Origin of the sequence: Dyadobacter sediminis (genome assembly GCF_005860765.1) — a bacterium.
GTDB lineage: Bacteria > Bacteroidota > Bacteroidia > Cytophagales > Spirosomataceae > Dyadobacter > Dyadobacter sediminis.
Genome location: NZ_VCEI01000011.1, coordinates 467,620 through 483,239, shown reverse-complemented (window position 1 = coordinate 483,239; position 15,620 = coordinate 467,620). Strand labels below are relative to the sequence as shown.

13 protein-coding genes and 1 tRNA gene are annotated in these 15,620 nt (G+C 46.8%); 11 read left to right on the top strand and 3 right to left on the bottom strand.

What is annotated here, in order from left to right; translation table 11 throughout:
• Positions 1 to 225: 225 nt before the first annotated feature.
• Positions 226 to 1,173: a glycerophosphodiester phosphodiesterase family protein gene (locus FEM55_RS02885; protein ID WP_138279803.1), complete on the top strand. Its 948-nt coding sequence runs from the start codon at positions 226 to 228 to the stop codon at positions 1,171 to 1,173.
• A gap of 111 nt (positions 1,174 to 1,284) precedes the next feature.
• Complete coding sequence (locus FEM55_RS02880) at positions 1,285 to 3,324, top strand: beta-L-arabinofuranosidase domain-containing protein (protein ID WP_138279802.1); 2,040 nt, start codon at positions 1,285 to 1,287, stop codon at positions 3,322 to 3,324.
• Positions 3,325 to 3,344: 20 nt separating this feature from the next.
• On the opposite strand, the gene FEM55_RS02875 is transcribed toward FEM55_RS02880, so the two are convergent.
• The gene (locus FEM55_RS02875) at positions 3,345 to 4,355 is read right to left on the bottom strand and encodes an alpha/beta hydrolase (protein WP_138279801.1); all 1,011 of its coding nucleotides are present in this window, start codon (positions 4,353 to 4,355) and stop codon (positions 3,345 to 3,347) included.
• 236 nt (positions 4,356 to 4,591) lie between these two features.
• Here FEM55_RS02875 and FEM55_RS02870 point away from each other — a divergent pair, with 236 nt between their 5' ends.
• The 8 genes from FEM55_RS02870 to FEM55_RS02835 all read left to right on the top strand — a co-directional run bounded on the left by FEM55_RS02870 (position 4,592) and on the right by FEM55_RS02835 (position 12,576).
• Entirely contained in the window at positions 4,592 to 5,800 is a 1,209-nt protein-coding gene (locus FEM55_RS02870; protein ID WP_138279800.1) for a dipeptidase, read from the top strand.
• 117 nt (positions 5,801 to 5,917) lie between these two features.
• A complete protein-coding gene (gene glgB / locus FEM55_RS02865) occupies positions 5,918 to 7,960 on the top strand; it encodes a 1,4-alpha-glucan branching protein GlgB (RefSeq protein WP_138279799.1) in 2,043 nt (680 codons plus the stop codon).
• 96 nt (positions 7,961 to 8,056) lie between these two features.
• Positions 8,057 to 8,740: a hypothetical protein gene (locus FEM55_RS02860; protein ID WP_229209059.1), complete on the top strand. Its 684-nt coding sequence runs from the start codon at positions 8,057 to 8,059 to the stop codon at positions 8,738 to 8,740.
• Positions 8,741 to 8,759: 19 nt separating this feature from the next.
• Positions 8,760 to 9,431 (top strand): NUDIX hydrolase, encoded by a 672-nt coding sequence (locus FEM55_RS02855; protein WP_138280619.1) that lies wholly within the window; start codon positions 8,760 to 8,762, stop codon positions 9,429 to 9,431.
• Between the two features lie 102 nt (positions 9,432 to 9,533).
• Positions 9,534 to 9,608 (top strand) — tRNA-Arg (locus FEM55_RS02850).
• A gap of 224 nt (positions 9,609 to 9,832) precedes the next feature.
• Positions 9,833 to 10,420: a Crp/Fnr family transcriptional regulator gene (locus FEM55_RS02845; protein WP_138279798.1), complete on the top strand. Its 588-nt coding sequence runs from the start codon at positions 9,833 to 9,835 to the stop codon at positions 10,418 to 10,420.
• A 57-nt stretch (positions 10,421 to 10,477) separates the two neighbouring features.
• Positions 10,478 to 11,398, top strand: a complete 921-nt coding sequence (locus FEM55_RS02840; RefSeq protein ID WP_138279797.1) for an NAD-dependent epimerase/dehydratase family protein — start codon at positions 10,478 to 10,480, stop codon at positions 11,396 to 11,398.
• 92 nt (positions 11,399 to 11,490) lie between these two features.
• Complete coding sequence (locus tag FEM55_RS02835; RefSeq protein ID WP_138279796.1) at positions 11,491 to 12,576, top strand: glutaminyl-peptide cyclotransferase; 1,086 nt, start codon at positions 11,491 to 11,493, stop codon at positions 12,574 to 12,576.
• A gap of 98 nt (positions 12,577 to 12,674) precedes the next feature.
• On the opposite strand, the gene FEM55_RS02830 is transcribed toward FEM55_RS02835, so the two are convergent.
• Together FEM55_RS02830 and FEM55_RS02825 are read right to left on the bottom strand one after the other, a co-directional pair.
• Entirely contained in the window at positions 12,675 to 14,750 is a 2,076-nt protein-coding gene (locus FEM55_RS02830; protein WP_138279795.1) for an ATP-binding protein, read from the bottom strand.
• A gap of 225 nt (positions 14,751 to 14,975) precedes the next feature.
• Positions 14,976 to 15,224 (bottom strand): hypothetical protein, encoded by a 249-nt coding sequence (locus FEM55_RS02825; RefSeq protein WP_138279794.1) that lies wholly within the window; start codon positions 15,222 to 15,224, stop codon positions 14,976 to 14,978.
• Positions 15,225 to 15,413: 189 nt separating this feature from the next.
• Between FEM55_RS02825 and FEM55_RS02820 the strand changes: the two genes are divergently transcribed.
• On the top strand, positions 15,414 to 15,611 hold the full coding sequence (locus tag FEM55_RS02820; RefSeq protein WP_138279793.1) for a hypothetical protein: 198 nt from the start codon (positions 15,414 to 15,416) through the stop codon (positions 15,609 to 15,611).
• Positions 15,612 to 15,620: the final 9 nt, after the last annotated feature.

The window sequence follows — 15,620 nt, the reverse complement described above, 5'->3', positions numbered from 1 at the left end:
TCTTTAACAACAAACTACTGGCAACATGAAAAAAAATTCCGGAGGCTTAGGACTAAAACCTAACGGCTAACAGCTAACAGCTCCCACCCCTCGCTATATTGTCATTTTATTAAATTCCTGCAGGAACGTTTAACAAACTGCAAATATTCCGCATCATTGCATTTTGGTAACCTTGCAATTTCCGGTTTCCTACTTTGACTAACCGGCCTTTAAACCTGATGCTCTATGAAAAAGAACCTGATCTTTAAACTTGCTTTTGTATTCAATCTGTATTTCACTGGTCTGCTTTCCGCCCGTGCGCAGGATGTGCTGAACGTTCTGAAAATAAACAGTGCCAAAGAACTTCACAACTTTTTTACATTTACGGGTAACGACATCCTCATTATTGCAGGTCATCGCGGCGGAATGGTCAAAGGATTTCCGGAGAATTCGGTGGCCACTTTTGAAAATACGCTGAAACATACGCCGGCTTTTTTTGAGATAGATCCGCGTCTGACCAAAGACAGCGTGATCGTGCTGATGCACGATGCCACGTTGGAACGTACGACAACCGGAACCGGAAAAGTTTCGGATTACACATACGCTGAACTGCTGAAATTCCGCCTTAAAGATGCAGAAGGAAACGTTACCGATTATTCCATTCCCACGTTGTCCGAAGTGATTGAATGGGCACGCGGCAAAACGATCCTGAACCTCGACCATAAAGATGTACCGCTGGAAATGACAGCAGCCATCATTCGCAAGCACCATGCGGATGCTTTTGTCATGCTGACCGTACATCATCCGGAGCAGGCCCTTTTTTATCTGAAAAATGACAAAAGAAGCATGTTTTCGGCATTTATTCGAAACCGGAAAGAATATGATGATTATGTAAAAGCCGGCGTGCCATTTTCACAGCTTATCGCGTACATCGGGCCGCAGGTGAAGCCGGAAAACAAGGAATTATACGATCTGCTTCATCAAAAAGGCGCCATGTGCATGATTTCAGCGGCATCTTCCTACGACAAACTGAAAAGTGCAGACGAGAGAAAAGCCGCATACGTGAACATGGCCAAAGACGGTGCTTCCATCATCGAATCCGATTATCCCATTGAAACGGCAGAAGCTTTAAAAGACCTGATCAACAGAAAAAGCCCGAAATCCAGGTTTTTTGGTAAAAGCGGAAGCAACTGATCCGTTATTTTCAGAACGGAACAGGAAGTAAAAATGTCTCGATCCCAACTTCTTTGCATGGCTGCCTGCCAGTTAAAAGAAGTACTGTTTCCCGTATTCTGAAAATCCGTTATGTCCGATCAGAAATTTGCCCTTTTGACAAAAGCCATAATCTTGTCTTTTGCTCTGGTTTTACCCGGATCAAAAATCCTGCATGCGCAGACGCTGGCTGCGCAGCCCTATTCGGAAGTTCCGTTATCGGCCATCAAGCCCGAAGGCTGGCTTAAAGATCAACTGGTAACCATGCGCAAAGGCACAACCGGGCATCTGGATGAAGTCTACGCAAAAATCAAAAATGACAATGGCTGGCTTGGCGGAAAAGGCGATGGCTGGGAAGAAACGCCTTACTGGCTGGACGGAGCCGTTCCTCTCGCCTACTTGCTGGACGACAAGGAAATGAAAGATAAAGTATTGAAATACATTAACTGGACGATTGATCACCAGCGGCCATCGGGCTATTTCGGCCCGCTCACTAAGGATGAACGCGAAAAGAATATTCAGATTACACCCGAAAACTGTGCTGCCGGAGAAGACTGGTGGCCGAAAATGGTGATGCTGAAAGTGATCAAACAGTATTATCAGGCTACGAACGATCCGCGTGTTGTGCCGTTTATGTCAAAATATTTCCAGTATCAGCTTGCCGCACTGAAAACCTGTCCGCTCGGAAAATGGACCGAATGGGCGCAGTCACGCGGAACCGACAATGCCATGATGGCACAATGGCTTTATGGCATTACCAAAGAACCGGCACTGCTGGAACTGGCTTCCTTGATTGAGCAACAATCCTTTCAATGGAGCGAATGGCTGGGAAACAGGGATTGGGTTATCAACGCCGCCGCACAGCAAAACAAGGACAAATGGATGCAACGGCATGCTGTAAACGTCGGTATGGCACTAAAAGCACCTTCGGTAAATTACCAGCGGACAAAGGATGAAAAACACCTGAAAAACCTGAAAACCGGCTTCGACGACCTGATGCATCTGCACGGCTTGCCGATGGGCATTTTTTCCGGCGATGAAGATCTGCACGGCAATGCACCGACGCAGGGCGTGGAACTTTGCACGATTGCCGAAGCCATGTATTCGCTGGAAGAAATCATTGCCGTTACCGGCGATATCCGGTATATGGATGCGCTGGAAAGAATGACTTTCAACGCACTTCCCGCGCAGACGACCGATGATTACAACCAAAAACAATACTTCCAGATTGCCAATCAGGTGCAGATCAGCCGCGGCGTTTTTGATTTTTCCCTGCCATTTGACCGGCAGATGAACAACGTGCTTGGCATGCGCAGCGGCTACACGTGCTGCCTTGCCAACATGCACCAGAGCTGGACCAAGTTTGCCAGCCATTTATGGTATGCAACGCCCGACAACGGCCTGGCAGCACTGGAATACAGTCCGAATAAAATCAATGCAAAAGTCGGGGCAAGTGCAACTGAAGTGACGATCCATGAAGTTACCAATTATCCGTTTGAAGACCAAATCCGTTTTGATTTTACCATGTCAAAAGAGGTTGCTTTTCCCATGCAGCTCCGTATTCCGAACTGGTGCAGGGAAGCCGTAATATCAGTAAATGGAAAAGAACTAAGAAGAGAAAAAGGCGCTCGGATCGTGACGATTGACCGTACCTGGAAAAGCGGCGACCAACTTACATTGCAGCTTCCCATGGAAGTTACAACTTCCAACTGGGGCAAAAATTCGAGAGCCATAGAAAGAGGTCCGCTCGTGTACGCATTGAAAATCGGTGAAAAGTGGAAAAAGGAAAACGACAAGGTGGAAGGCGATTATTACAGCGTTTTTCCTGAAACCGACTGGAATTACGGTTTGTTACAGGATATTGTGAATAATCCGGCGGCCAACCTGACGGTCAGCAATGGAAAGCCCGTAGCCGGCAACTTTGTCTGGAATCTGGCGCATGTGCCTGTTGAAATCACCGCCTCCGCGAAAAAAATACCGAACTGGAAAGTGGTCGATGGCCTGGCGAGGCAGCCCGTTACGGACAGGGAAGGCATTTACAAAGGTGACGTAAACCCGGAAATCGAGAAAATCACGCTTGTTCCTTACGGCTTTACCAAAGTGCGGATTGTTGCTTTTCCGGTTGTAAAATAAAGTAAAACACCTTTCGTAACTTATTTGATATTCCGTCGGGCCCAGCTGAAAATCGTTTCGTAAACATCGTCGCGTACCGCTTTTCGGGATAAAACGAGATCGTGCATGCCGCCTTGTACCGCCTGAATGCTGTACTGGCCCTGAATGTTTCTGGCCATGCGGGCAATATCGGAAACGTTCAGAACAGCATCAGCAGTAAAGAATGCCTCGCTCCATTTCTTTTCGTCCAGCGATCGGGCGGCATGCAGCACCAGCACAGGTTTGCCGATCTGCAGTCCTGCGGCAACTTTTTGCTGCGCATCATACATGGCTTTTATCCAGCCGTAACTTATCGGCGGCGCTTCATGAGGCTTCCAGCTGAGATTATAGTTCCATTCACCGAACGCATCCTTATGCAGACTTTCTCCGTAAAGCGGGTTCATGCCGGAATTCAGCGTTGTTTCAGGATGCTTTTCTGCGCGGTTCAGTATCAGCGAAGCAGGTTTTTTCTTTAAAACGGAATGCATTTCCGGATCAAAATACGGGCTGTTCAGCAAAACGGCGTCGAACAATTCCTTTCCTGTCCGGGCATCTGCATACAGCGAAGCGACAAGGCCGCCCAGCGAATGACCGCATAACAAAATCGGTCCGGAACCTTCGCTGCGCATGATGTTCAGCACTGTATCAATATCTGCAAAATATTCCGACAGGTCGCGCACATCGTTCAGTTTCTGGTTGGCAAGCCACGAGCGGCCATACTTCCGAAGGTCAACGGCGTAAAAGTTATAACCTTCTTTAATAAAACGGTCGGCCATTTCTTCCTGAAAAAAATAATCATTGAATCCGTGCACGTACAGAACGGATTTCGACTTTTGCCCCGGAGCCAGTTTCCTGACGACCGTACAGGTCACGCTGCCTTCGTAATCAGGCGGAAAAACGATGGTTGCCTGCTTGAAACCGTTGCCGAGAATATCGCCGAAATAAGTAACCTGCGCGTTTGCATACGGTGCAACAAGCCACGCCAAGAACAGTAATAGAATCCCTTTTTTCATGTAATGCAAAACTGAAAACGACTATAAAGATAGAACTGAAAATGCCGTTTTCCAGTGTGGAAGCAAATTTTCATGCAAGCGGCGTTTATGACTTACCGATCTACAAATAGCAAGATATAACGGACAAGTTGGAGTAAAAAAAGGATTCCTTCGGCAAAGTTGATATTTCCGAAAAAAACATTCAATTTAAAACAACTTGTATTTCTTCATTCATTCACCATCTCCTGTTACTTTACATGAAAAAGCTTCTGCTCTTTTTATCGCTGCCCGTATTATCCCTCGCTCAGACCGCGCCGGATGCGTTGTCGCCCAAAGCGGCCAGAATACACGCCAAAGCGCTGACAATCGACACGCATGCCGATGTGCCGATCAACATGATGAAGCCCGGATTTGACATTGCTTTGGAACATGATTACGAAAAAGACCGTTCGCAGATCGACTTCCCGCGCATGATCAAAGGCGGCATGGACGGCATGTTTTTCGCCGTTTATCTCGGACAGGGCAAACGTTCGGACGAGGCAACACTGGAAGCCAAGCAGAAGGCGCTGGCCATTTTTGATAAAATACACGAAGCCGTTAAACGGAACCCGAATGTTGCCGGACTGGCAACGACCTCAAAGGATGCCTACCGTTTGCAGAAAGAAGGTAAAAGAGCTGTATTCATCGGTATGGAAAATGGCTGGCCCATCGGAAAAGACCTGTCCAACCTGAAACAGTACTACGATCTTGGCCTCCGATATGTCACGCTTTCGCATTCTTCCAACAATGACATCTGCGATTCCTCCACGGATGGCGACGGGCCGGAACATAACGGATTGAGCAAACTGGGTGAAGAAGTCGTAAAGGAAATGAACAGACTGGGCATGATGGTCGATATCTCACACGTTTCCGATTCGACATTTTACGACGTGATCAAACTGACCAAAGCGCCTGTCATCGCCTCGCATTCTTCCTGCCGCGCTCTGTGCGACGTGCCACGAAACATGACGGACGACATGATCAAGGTCCTTGCGAAAAACGGAGGCGTCATCCAGATCAATTTTGTTCCGGGCTTCGTAAAAAAACCTTCGCAGCCGCATGAAATGTCGTTGAAAGCGCTTCGCCTGAAAATCCGTCAGACCGACCTTTCGGATGAAGACAAAAAAGCGTTGCGGGATGAAATGAAAGCCATAAATGAAAAATACAAATCGGATATGCCGACGCTGAGTGAGGCCGTAGACCATATCGAACATGTGATCAGACTGACAAGCGTGGATCATGTCGGAATCGGCATGGACCTGGACGGCGGCGGTGAAGTAATCGGCCTTAAGGATGTGAGCCAGATTGGCGGCATAACGGAAGAACTGGTGAAACGCGGATATTCGGCCAAAGACATCGAGAAAATCTGGGGCGGCAATATCATGCGCGTTCTGGATGTTGTGGAGAAAGCGGCGGGCACCCTGTAAGTGCGGGTATTCAGCGGATTATAAAAGGGAGAACTAAAAAAATAGATACATTTTAAGAAATAGTTTAATAAAATTGTAATCTTACATACTCATTACCAACAATTGTACCGTAATAAAATGGCCAGGAAAACCGGGGAGCAAAAAACAGAACCAACAAACAACTCTGCTGCAAACGACAAGAACAACAATCCGTACCTCGGATTGAATGCAGTGGAAACCATCAGCCGTTTTACCGATTTTGACATACATCTCTTTCGTCAGGGAAAACATTTCAAGCTTTATGAAAAACTTGGCTCCCATGTAATGGAATTCAAAGGTGTGACCGGAACGTACTTTGCCGTGTGGGCGCCCAATGCCGCAAGCATATCCGTAACGGGGAATTTCAACGGCTGGAACAAGGACAGTCATATGCTGTCGTCCCGATGGGACAGTTCCGGCATCTGGGAAGGCTGGATTCCCAACATCGGCGTCGGTGAAGTTTACAAGTACCATGTCGTTTCACAGAACGGTCAACAGCAGGAAAAGTCCGATCCCTTCGCATTGTGGTGCGAAGTGGCGCCGCGTACAGCGTCCATCGTTTGGGATACATGGTACGAATGGCAGGATACCGACTGGATGAAAACCCGGCAGGAAAAAAACAAGCTGAATGCACCGATTTCTGTATACGAAGTTCATCTGGGCTCCTGGCAGCGCGATCCATCCGATCCGGAACGGTACCTCACCTACAAGGAAATAGCGCCGCAGCTGGTGGCCTACGTTCAGGAAATGGGCTTTACGCATGTGGAGTTCATGCCTGTGATGGAACATCCTTACCCGCCGTCGTGGGGTTATCAGATCACCGGATACTTTTCCTGTGCCTCGCGGATGGGAACGCCGCAGGAACTGATGTATCTGATCGATCAGCTGCACCAGGCAGGGATCGGCGTGTATATTGACTGGGTTCCCTCCCATTTTCCGGGCGACGCCCACGGACTTTTCCGCTTTGACGGTACTGCGCTTTACGAGCACGAAGACCCGAGAAAAGGGTATCATCCGGACTGGAAAAGCTATATATTCAATTACGGCCGCAACGAAGTAAAATCGTTTCTGATCAGCAATGCCATTTTCTGGCTAGACCGATACCATACCGACGGGTTGCGCGTGGATGCCGTGGCTTCCATGTTATATCTGGACTATTCAAGAAATCACGGTGAATGGATTCCGAACGAATTTGGCGGTCGTGAGAATCTGGAAGCCATTGCGCTGTTCCGGGAAATGAATGTAGCCGCTTATACCGAATTTCCTGACATCCAGATTGTAGCCGAGGAATCCACTTCTTTTCCGGGCGTCTCCAGACCGGTTTATGTGGGCGGACTTGGCTTTGGCATGAAATGGATGATGGGCTGGATGAACGATACGATCAAGTATTTCGAGAAAAGCCCCGCATTTCGCAAATGGCATCAGGATCAGTTGACATTTAGTCTCGTATATGCTTTTTCCGAGAATTTCATGCTGCCGTTTTCCCATGATGAAGTGGTTTACGGCAAAAATTCGCTGATCAACAAAATGCCGGGGGACGAATGGCAGAAATTTGCGAACCTGAGGCTGATGTTTTCCTACATGTTCACCCATCCGGGAACAAAACTCATATTTATGGGCGGTGAATTTGCCCAGACTTCCGAATGGAATTTCCAGCAAAGTCTGGACTGGCATTTACTGGAAAAGAAAATGCATACCGGCATGAAGGAATGCGTAAAGACGTTGAATCATCTTTACAAAACGGAACCGGCCCTGCATGAATATTCTTTTTCTGCCAACGGTTTCGAGTGGATCGATACGCAGGACAGAGAGAATTCCGTGCTGATTTTTGCAAGAAAAGCAATTGATCCGGAACAAACTCTTGTGATCGTTCTGAATATGACGGAAATTCCGCGAAAAGGGTATCGTGTAGGCGTAACTTCAGACGGGGACTGGAAAGAAATCTATAACTCGGACACCGTTGCATACGGCGGAAGCGGAATCATTAATTATCATGCAGTTACTTCCGAAAGCCACCGCTGGCATGGCAGAAGCAATTCCATTCTGCTGGACCTTCCGCCGCTAGGCGCTGTAATTGTAAAAAAGCAACAGCTGTTAAAACTTCATCCGGCAGCCGCCACCAGCATTGAAACTGACAGCTAACTTGTAAAATTGTATAATTCTCAGGGCAGAGACCGGTTCTCTGCCTTTTTTTTTGCACTTTTATTTACCTTTGAAAAACACATTATCTCAACACATATGAAATGTACACGCCTAATAATACTTTTAATACTTACAACAACTATCTCCTGCTTTGCACAAAGTATCTCACGGGTAACTTCCGGCATCGATCTGGGAACGGGTTACAAGGATAATGCCCTGGTTCCGTCCGTCATGTTTCATCAGGAATTGAGCCTTAATAATTTTCCATGGTTCCGGATCGGCTGGGGCGTGCGGACGTGGGGCTATTACGCCAACAAAACCAATCTGTTGCCGCAGAGCAGCCAGTTCTCGGACGACACACTGAAATTCGGCAGAATAACTTCCAATGGGATCAGCTTCCTGGCAGGCGCCAGTATCAGGCTCTGGAAACTGGATATCGGCGCAAATACCGACCTCTTCGGTTTGGCATTCGGCGCCAGGCGGTCGGGCCTGTATACCAAATCCAGTCTTTTTGAAGGAGAAGGCGCTGCGTATTACAATCAATATGTTTCCAGTACGCCTAGCCTGGAAAATGCGCTTCCTTTGGTACTGGACAAACAAAACGGACAGTCCGAACTCTTTGTACGTTTCTGGTTTACCGAACGGATCGGACTGAAAGCAGGCTATGTACACGGCAGAATTACCTATACTTCCAAGGTAAGGTTAGACAACGGACAAAAACGTTTTTCAGCAACCTATGGCGTGCCGTTTGCAGCATTGTCCTTTCCCATCAGTTATTAAACAATCCAAATAATCAATGATCGAAGAAAAGCTGGTTGATTCCCATAAATACAACCTCTGGAAAAACAAGCTGGAAACCAACGGCATGGAAGTACACCGCATTGACGAACTGTATACGAGAAGAAACGGCGGCGGCGAGGTCCTGTTCTCCTTGCTGTATACCGATGCCACTACGCCAGAAGGCAACAAGATTCCTCCGATCTGTTTCCTGAAAGGCGAAGTCGTAAGCGTTCTGATTTGTTTTATAGATGAAGAAACACGGGAGAAATACCTGTTACTTGTGCAGCAGCGACGCATTTGTGACGGTTCCATGACGTATGAACATCCCGCCGGCATGCTGGACAGTGAAAGTGATGCAGTCTCGGTGGCCGCAAGGGAAGTTTTTGAAGAAACCGGAATTGCGATTTCAAAAGAGGCATTGATGAAAGTCAATGAAAACCCGTATTATCCGTCAACAGGAACCAGCGACGAGGCCATGTATATGTTTTACTGCGAACTGGAACGGAGTACGGAGCAGATAAAATCCTATCATAATACGACACAGGGCCTGATTTCAGATCATGAATTTATAAACACCTTTGTGGTGCCGTTTGCAGAAGGCCACCGCCTGATCACGAACGTCAACGGCTTGCTGCTGGACTATTTATACCTGAAAGATGTGGGCGACTGGGATTTGCTGAAGCAGCTCTGAAAAAAACATACACGGAAAATCTGCAAACAAATTTCTTTCTGTATGCTTGAAAATCAAAATTGACGCTATATTTGCACCCCGTTACCGGCATTAAGCCAACCAGCACCCGTAGTTCAATGGATAGAATTTCGGTTTCCGGTACCGACGATATGAGTTCGAATCTCGTCGGGTGCACCATTTGTAATCAGAAACCCTGCAAATCAACTTTTGCAGGGTTTTGTTTTTTCAGACAACACAAAAAACCGGACTGTGGAAAATAGATTTACATTCGGAAGGAAAATGTCAGGCAACGCTAAAAAAATGCCTGCCAAATATGCGGCTTGGCATAGATTGCATTGTTTACATGCAAAGGTTTAGGCGTATATTGTGCGGTGATTCCCTACTAAACCAATACCGGAAAAATGACGTCCGAACTTATCAGCACCCTGCGGAAAGATGTACAGCTTGACGATGCGGAAGCGGAGTACATTCTGTCGTTCTTTGAAAAACGCAACTACAAACGCGGTGCTTCCCTTCTGAAAGGCGGCATGCCGGCTTCCGAAGTATTTTTTGTAGTAGAAGGTGCCTTGCACCAGTTTTACGTCGATGATTCCGGTACAGAGAAATCCTGCAACTTTGCTTTTGAAAATGAATTCATAACGGACCTGGAAAGCTTCTTGAAACAAACAGCTGCTTCGTCCCAGATCAAGGCTTTAACGGAAACGTCCGTACTTTGCCTGCGTTGTAAAGATATGGCTGTACTACTGCGGGAACTGCCGGCGGTTTCATTGTTCTTCCGCATGCTGGTGGAACGCCTTGCAGCCGAAAGCATGGAACGTACCAAATCCCTGTTGGCCTACACGCCTCAGAAGCGTTTTCTGGACCTTGCGTACACACGGCCCGACATTTTACAGCGCGTGCCACAGCGGTATATTGCACAATACCTCGGCATTGCCCCGGAAAGCCTGAGCCGCATCCGGAAAAGATTGTTCACAGAGGCAAAATCTTAACACAGATCAACGATATCTGAGTGTCGCCCGCAATACATTTGTATCAAAAAAAACAACATGCAAACGATACTTGGCGCCGGCGGCGCAACCGGCATAGTGCTGGCCAAAGAACTTAGGGCTTATACACAACAAATCCGGCTTGTTTCCCGCAAACCGGTGCGGGTAAATGCCGATGATGAACTGTTTCCGACTGATCTCCTGAATGCCCGCGAGGTAGAAAATGCAGTGGCGGGTTCCTCCGTGGTTTATCTGACCGCAGGTCTGGAGTACAATAGCAAGGTATGGAAACGTGACTGGCCGATTCTGATACAAAATGTCATCGATGCCTGCCTGAAAGCAAAAGCACGACTGGTTTTTCTGGATAATGTATACATGTATGCAGCAAGTGAAATTCCGTCCATGACAGAGCAATCCGCCGTAAACCCGCCGAGTGAAAAAGGAAAGGTTCGCGCTCAGGTACAGGATAAGTTGCTTGGGGCCATTCAGGAGAACGGTTTACAGGCATTGATTGCCCGCAGTGCCGATTTCTACGGACCCGATGTTCAAAACAGCCCACTCAATATTTCTGTAACGGACGAATTCCGGAAAGGCAAAAAGGCTTTCTGGCAGGTAGATGCTTCCAAAGTACATTCCTTTACATATGTACCCGATATCGGAAAATCGCTTGCTTTACTGGGCAATACTCCCGACGCATTTGGTGAAATCTGGCATTTGCCTACGTCGTCCGAAAAATGGACCGGGAAAGATTTTATTGAAATGATTGCCTCAGAAATGAACCTAAAGCCGCGCTTCTATATTTTTACGCGCTGGATGATGCAGCTGCTTGGTCTTTTTGTCCCGATCCTGAAAGAACTGAAAGAAATGGCGTATCAATATGACCGCGATTATTTCTTTGACAGCAGTAAATTCGAAAAGAGGTTTTCGTACAAGCCCATGTCTTATGCCGAAGGAATCAGGCAGACGTTTAAAAATCAGTGACGCTTCCTTGCGCAACGGTCTTGATTACAATCCTTTAAAGCTTTGGCATACGATTTGATCCATTGTGACTGTTCCATTTTTAAAACCATTCTATGTACACGCGTTGCATCCGGTTTTTTCTTATAACAGGAATCATGACTTTCTTTTCCTGCAATCAGGAAAGGAAATCGGATTCCCATACGACGGACTCCGGTAAAAATCCTGTTGCAACCCTCCCAAAAAGCAGCTATGCCACAGGCGATTCCATCACCGTTGCCTTTACACAACCGGTACGGCATTTTGAGATTTTGTGGAATGGCTTGAAGATTTCAGATTATAGAATTTCGGCTGAAAAGGTGGGTTTCAAAGCTGTTTCGCCTACAACCGGATGGAAGCAGCTTGTGGTAAACGGCACCACGAACGCCAATGAACCTTTTGCTGATACCCTTTCCGTAACGTTGATTTCGGATATTGTTCCCACGGAAATTAGCTACACTTTGCTGGCTTCCTACCCGCATCAAAAGTCCAGTTTCACGGAGGGTCTTGAATTTCATAACCATGAACTTTATGAAAGCACAGGTGAAAACGGAAAATCGCAGCTCCTGAAAGTAGACCTCCAAACGGGTGCCATCCTGAAATCCGTTCCGATTGCAGAACAGTATTTTGGTGAAGGAATGACGGTTTTCAGAAATAAAATCTATCAGCTTACATGGCAATCCGGCATCGGCTTCCGTTACCATCCGGATTTTACACTGGATAAAACGTTTTCTTACTACACGCAAGGCTGGGGAATGACGCATAACGATACATGTATCATCATGGGAGACGGTTCCAACCGGCTTTTCTTCTTTGATGCTGAGTTTGAGAAAACCGGTGAAGTGGAAGTTTATGACAATCAAGGACCAGTGTTAAAAATCAATGAACTGGAATATGTGGACGGCTATGTGTATGCCAACATTTGGGAAACCAACCAGATTGTTCAGATTGACCTGCAAACAGGTAAAGTGACAGGCAAAATGGACATGAAGAAAATAGTACCTGCAGAGGTGGACCGGCCCGGTTCCAGTGTACTGAACGGGATTGCCTATCAGCCATCCGAAAACGCGTTCTACATAACAGGCAAGAACTGGCCTTCACTGTTTAAAATCAGGATTGCAACTCCAAAAAACATGAGTAAAAAGAACGTAGTTCGGATGTAAAACAGCTTCCTTGTTGCCTGTTGCAGGAAAGTCCGAACGTGTTTCAAGCCAACCTATTTTCATCCGGTCTGTGGTCATCGTATGGTGTCCGCCATGAACTACAGTTCGCCAGGTCCGTTTGAAGGAAAAAAAATACTGAACGTTGCTCCTTTTCCGGGCGAGCTGGAAGCTGTGATGGCTCCGCCGTGGCTTACGACAACTTTCTCGCAAATGGCCAAACCGATTCCGGTACCAACATAAGTATTCTTGTTGTGCAGCCGCTGAAAAACCTGGAATATGCGTTCGGCATACATTTCGTTAAAGCCAATGCCGTTGTCGGTCACATCAATCCGGAAATAACTTCTGGAAGTACGTGCCGGTTTGACATGCGCGGGCAGTTCGGTATCATTCACTCGGGAGGCGGTAATTGAAACCACCGGATGTTCCGCCGGCTTATGGAACTTGATGGCATTGGAAAGCAAATTCTGAAAAAGCTGCAACAATTGCGAAGCATCTCCGGACACCGAAGGTAAATGGCTTACACTGATTTCCGCTTTTGTTTCTTCAATGCTGATTTCAAGATTTGCCAGTGCCTGGTCCACGATACTGTCCAGATCAACGGGTCTGAAAATTTTACCCCGGCTTGAAATATTGGAGAAATCAAGCAAATCCTTGATTAAAAAAGACATCCTGCTCGCCGCTGACTCCATACGGTTCAGATAATTAAGTTCATCGCTCTGCGATTCTTCCAGTCTGGTTTTCAGCAGACTGGCAAACTGCTGGATCTTACGAAGCGGTTCCTGCAGGTCATGGCTCGCCACATAGGCAAACTGCTGAAGATTTTCGTTGGACAGGGTTAGCAGGACGTTGGCTTCTTCCAGCTCTTCGTTGATTGCGGCATACTCCATATTGTTGGCCGTCAATTCTTCGTTGATGGTGGCCAGCTCTTCATTCATTGTTGCCAGCTCCTCCGTACGCTGCTGCACCTGTTGTTCCAGATTTAACTGCAGCGTTTTCTGCGTGGTAATGTCCATAACGGAACCGTAAATGCTCTCCGGATTTCCTGCTGAATCCCACCGTACCTGGCCATTGGTCCGAAGGATGCGCTTTTGTCCGGTTAGCGGATTTATAACCGTATATTCTTCCTGAAAAAAGCCATCGGCGCCTTTTTCCAGGGCTCCCATTATCTGCTGATTAACGCGGTCTCTGTCTGTTTCCTGAATTACCTGAAAAGAACGGTCCAGATCGCTGACAGCGGGAATTCCGCACCAGCCGGCAACCCGTGCAGAACTTGATATCTGATTACTGGAAAGATCAATGCTGTATGATCCTAGCTCCGCAAGATCAATAACCGTTTGCAGGAGTGCCCGGTTTTCATCCAGCATTTTACGGGCAGTTTCCTGACCGGTGACATCAATGGCAGCGTGTATCATTCCGATAATCACACCGTTTTCCACCAGTGGCCTGTAAGAAATATCATAATAGTAGTCGTTTAATTCCCCTGCCCGCTTATGTCTGATCAAAACTGCCTTGTGATCGACGCTGGTGCCTTCATAGTATACTTTCTGAGCCTCGTTCCATGCATATTGTCCTTCCAGTTCAGGCAAGATTGCCAGCAAAGGCTTTCCGGTTACATCCTGGTCGCTGCCGATAAGTTCCGACATTGGCTGGTTGATCTGACTGATCCGGAAGTCCTCACCATGAACGACCAGTGTGGCAATCGGGCTTTGCTGCACAATGTTATATATCCGGGCTTCGCTTGCTTCCAGCTTTTGCCGGTCCCGTTCCTGCTCGGTTACATCCTGGGCAATACCGCTGAAACGGATCAATTCGCCGGTCTCAGCAAAGTAGCTTTTTCCCCAGCATCGTACACATCCGGATTGCCCGTTACTGGTTTTTCCTATTGGGAACGTATGATCAAAGTCGCCACCCGACCGGCTGCTTACGGCGTACGAAAATACATCCAGCACGTGGGCAAGATCATCGGAATGCATGCATTCAGCGGTTTGATCCAGCGCAACACTCGTATGACCCGGTATGCCGAAAAGAACCTGGCAATGAGGGTTCAGCAGGATACAGTTGCGCTCAGGGTCTATTTCCCACGCACCCAGTCCGGCCGCTTGCAGGGCTAAGTTTATATCCGGAAAAGAACCTAATTGCTGCGCGAATTCAACTGACGTATGATTACTGTCCATATTTACTTACTACTATTACTTTCTTATTGGATTAAGGACGGTAACTGTTGCCTGTGGACGGAATTTAAAATATTGTTCCACATGATGAAATTTTGTGCTGGCAAGAAGAAGTGAAAAGTAGGGTGCTTGGTAAAAGAAGTTTGTTGCCAGCGCCTTACAGCTTCTGAACCGGGCAAAAACAGGCATGTTTCAATTCGCGTTGTTCCCATGGAACGGATAAAAATCTTAATCCGGTTTTTTCTGTTTCTCAACAAGATCAATCCATAAATTCAGGAATTCATGGGATAAATTAATCAATTCGGACGCGTGGCGCAGCAGCATTTTAGATTTATACTCTTCACTTACATTGTTTTTCTCACTTTCTAAAACTTCTGCTTCGTGCTTCTCTGTCAAGGCATCACTCCTTTTCTGATGCTGCTCGATCAGTTGCATTTCCTCGTCACTGAATTTATTAGGAGTATTACGTATGGTCATATAGAGTCTAGTTTGCACGGACAGTAAAACAATTATTCCTACACCGTGAATTCTAATAATTTTTACAAGTTCTAAATTATGGTTGCAAACGGATGCACAATAGTAATTAAATAACACATTTATACCCCTGTTTTACACACAACCAAGAATTGGATCAAATCTTCTTATGTATCCTTGAAACGGTATCATTTGAAAAGGTACAGAAACCTGAAAGGAGCAAATCCGGATGATTCGGAAGGACTTGTTTTGCTTACAGCTACCTGGCAAATGCAAGAAAAATACGTGAAAGCAGCCATGGAAATATTCCCTGCTTTCATCCGGAAGGTTCCATGTCAAAAAGAATGCAGTGCACAAACCGCTACGATGAACCGTGGAGTTGGTCCTTAATAATCCGGC

What these genes read in the sequence shown, in the direction of transcription:
- FEM55_RS02870 (WP_138279800.1), top strand. Translation starts at nt 4,592, where the DNA reads ATGAAAAAGCTTCTGCTCTTTTTATCGCTGCCCGTATTATCCCTCGCT.
- FEM55_RS02845 (WP_138279798.1), top strand. Translation starts at nt 9,833, where the DNA reads ATGACGTCCGAACTTATCAGCACCCTGCGGAAAGATGTACAGCTTGAC.
- FEM55_RS02875 (WP_138279801.1), bottom strand. Translation starts at nt 4,355, where the DNA reads ATGAAAAAAGGGATTCTATTACTGTTCTTGGCGTGGCTTGTTGCACCG.
- FEM55_RS02825 (WP_138279794.1), bottom strand. Translation starts at nt 15,224, where the DNA reads ATGACCATACGTAATACTCCTAATAAATTCAGTGACGAGGAAATGCAA.
- FEM55_RS02835 (WP_138279796.1), top strand. Translation starts at nt 11,491, where the DNA reads ATGTACACGCGTTGCATCCGGTTTTTTCTTATAACAGGAATCATGACT.
- FEM55_RS02860 (WP_229209059.1), top strand. Translation starts at nt 8,057, where the DNA reads ATGAAATGTACACGCCTAATAATACTTTTAATACTTACAACAACTATC.
- glgB (WP_138279799.1), top strand. Translation starts at nt 5,918, where the DNA reads ATGGCCAGGAAAACCGGGGAGCAAAAAACAGAACCAACAAACAACTCT.
- FEM55_RS02885 (WP_138279803.1), top strand. Translation starts at nt 226, where the DNA reads ATGAAAAAGAACCTGATCTTTAAACTTGCTTTTGTATTCAATCTGTAT.
- FEM55_RS02880 (WP_138279802.1), top strand. Translation starts at nt 1,285, where the DNA reads ATGTCCGATCAGAAATTTGCCCTTTTGACAAAAGCCATAATCTTGTCT.
- FEM55_RS02840 (WP_138279797.1), top strand. Translation starts at nt 10,478, where the DNA reads ATGCAAACGATACTTGGCGCCGGCGGCGCAACCGGCATAGTGCTGGCC.
- FEM55_RS02830 (WP_138279795.1), bottom strand. Translation starts at nt 14,750, where the DNA reads ATGGACAGTAATCATACGTCAGTTGAATTCGCGCAGCAATTAGGTTCT.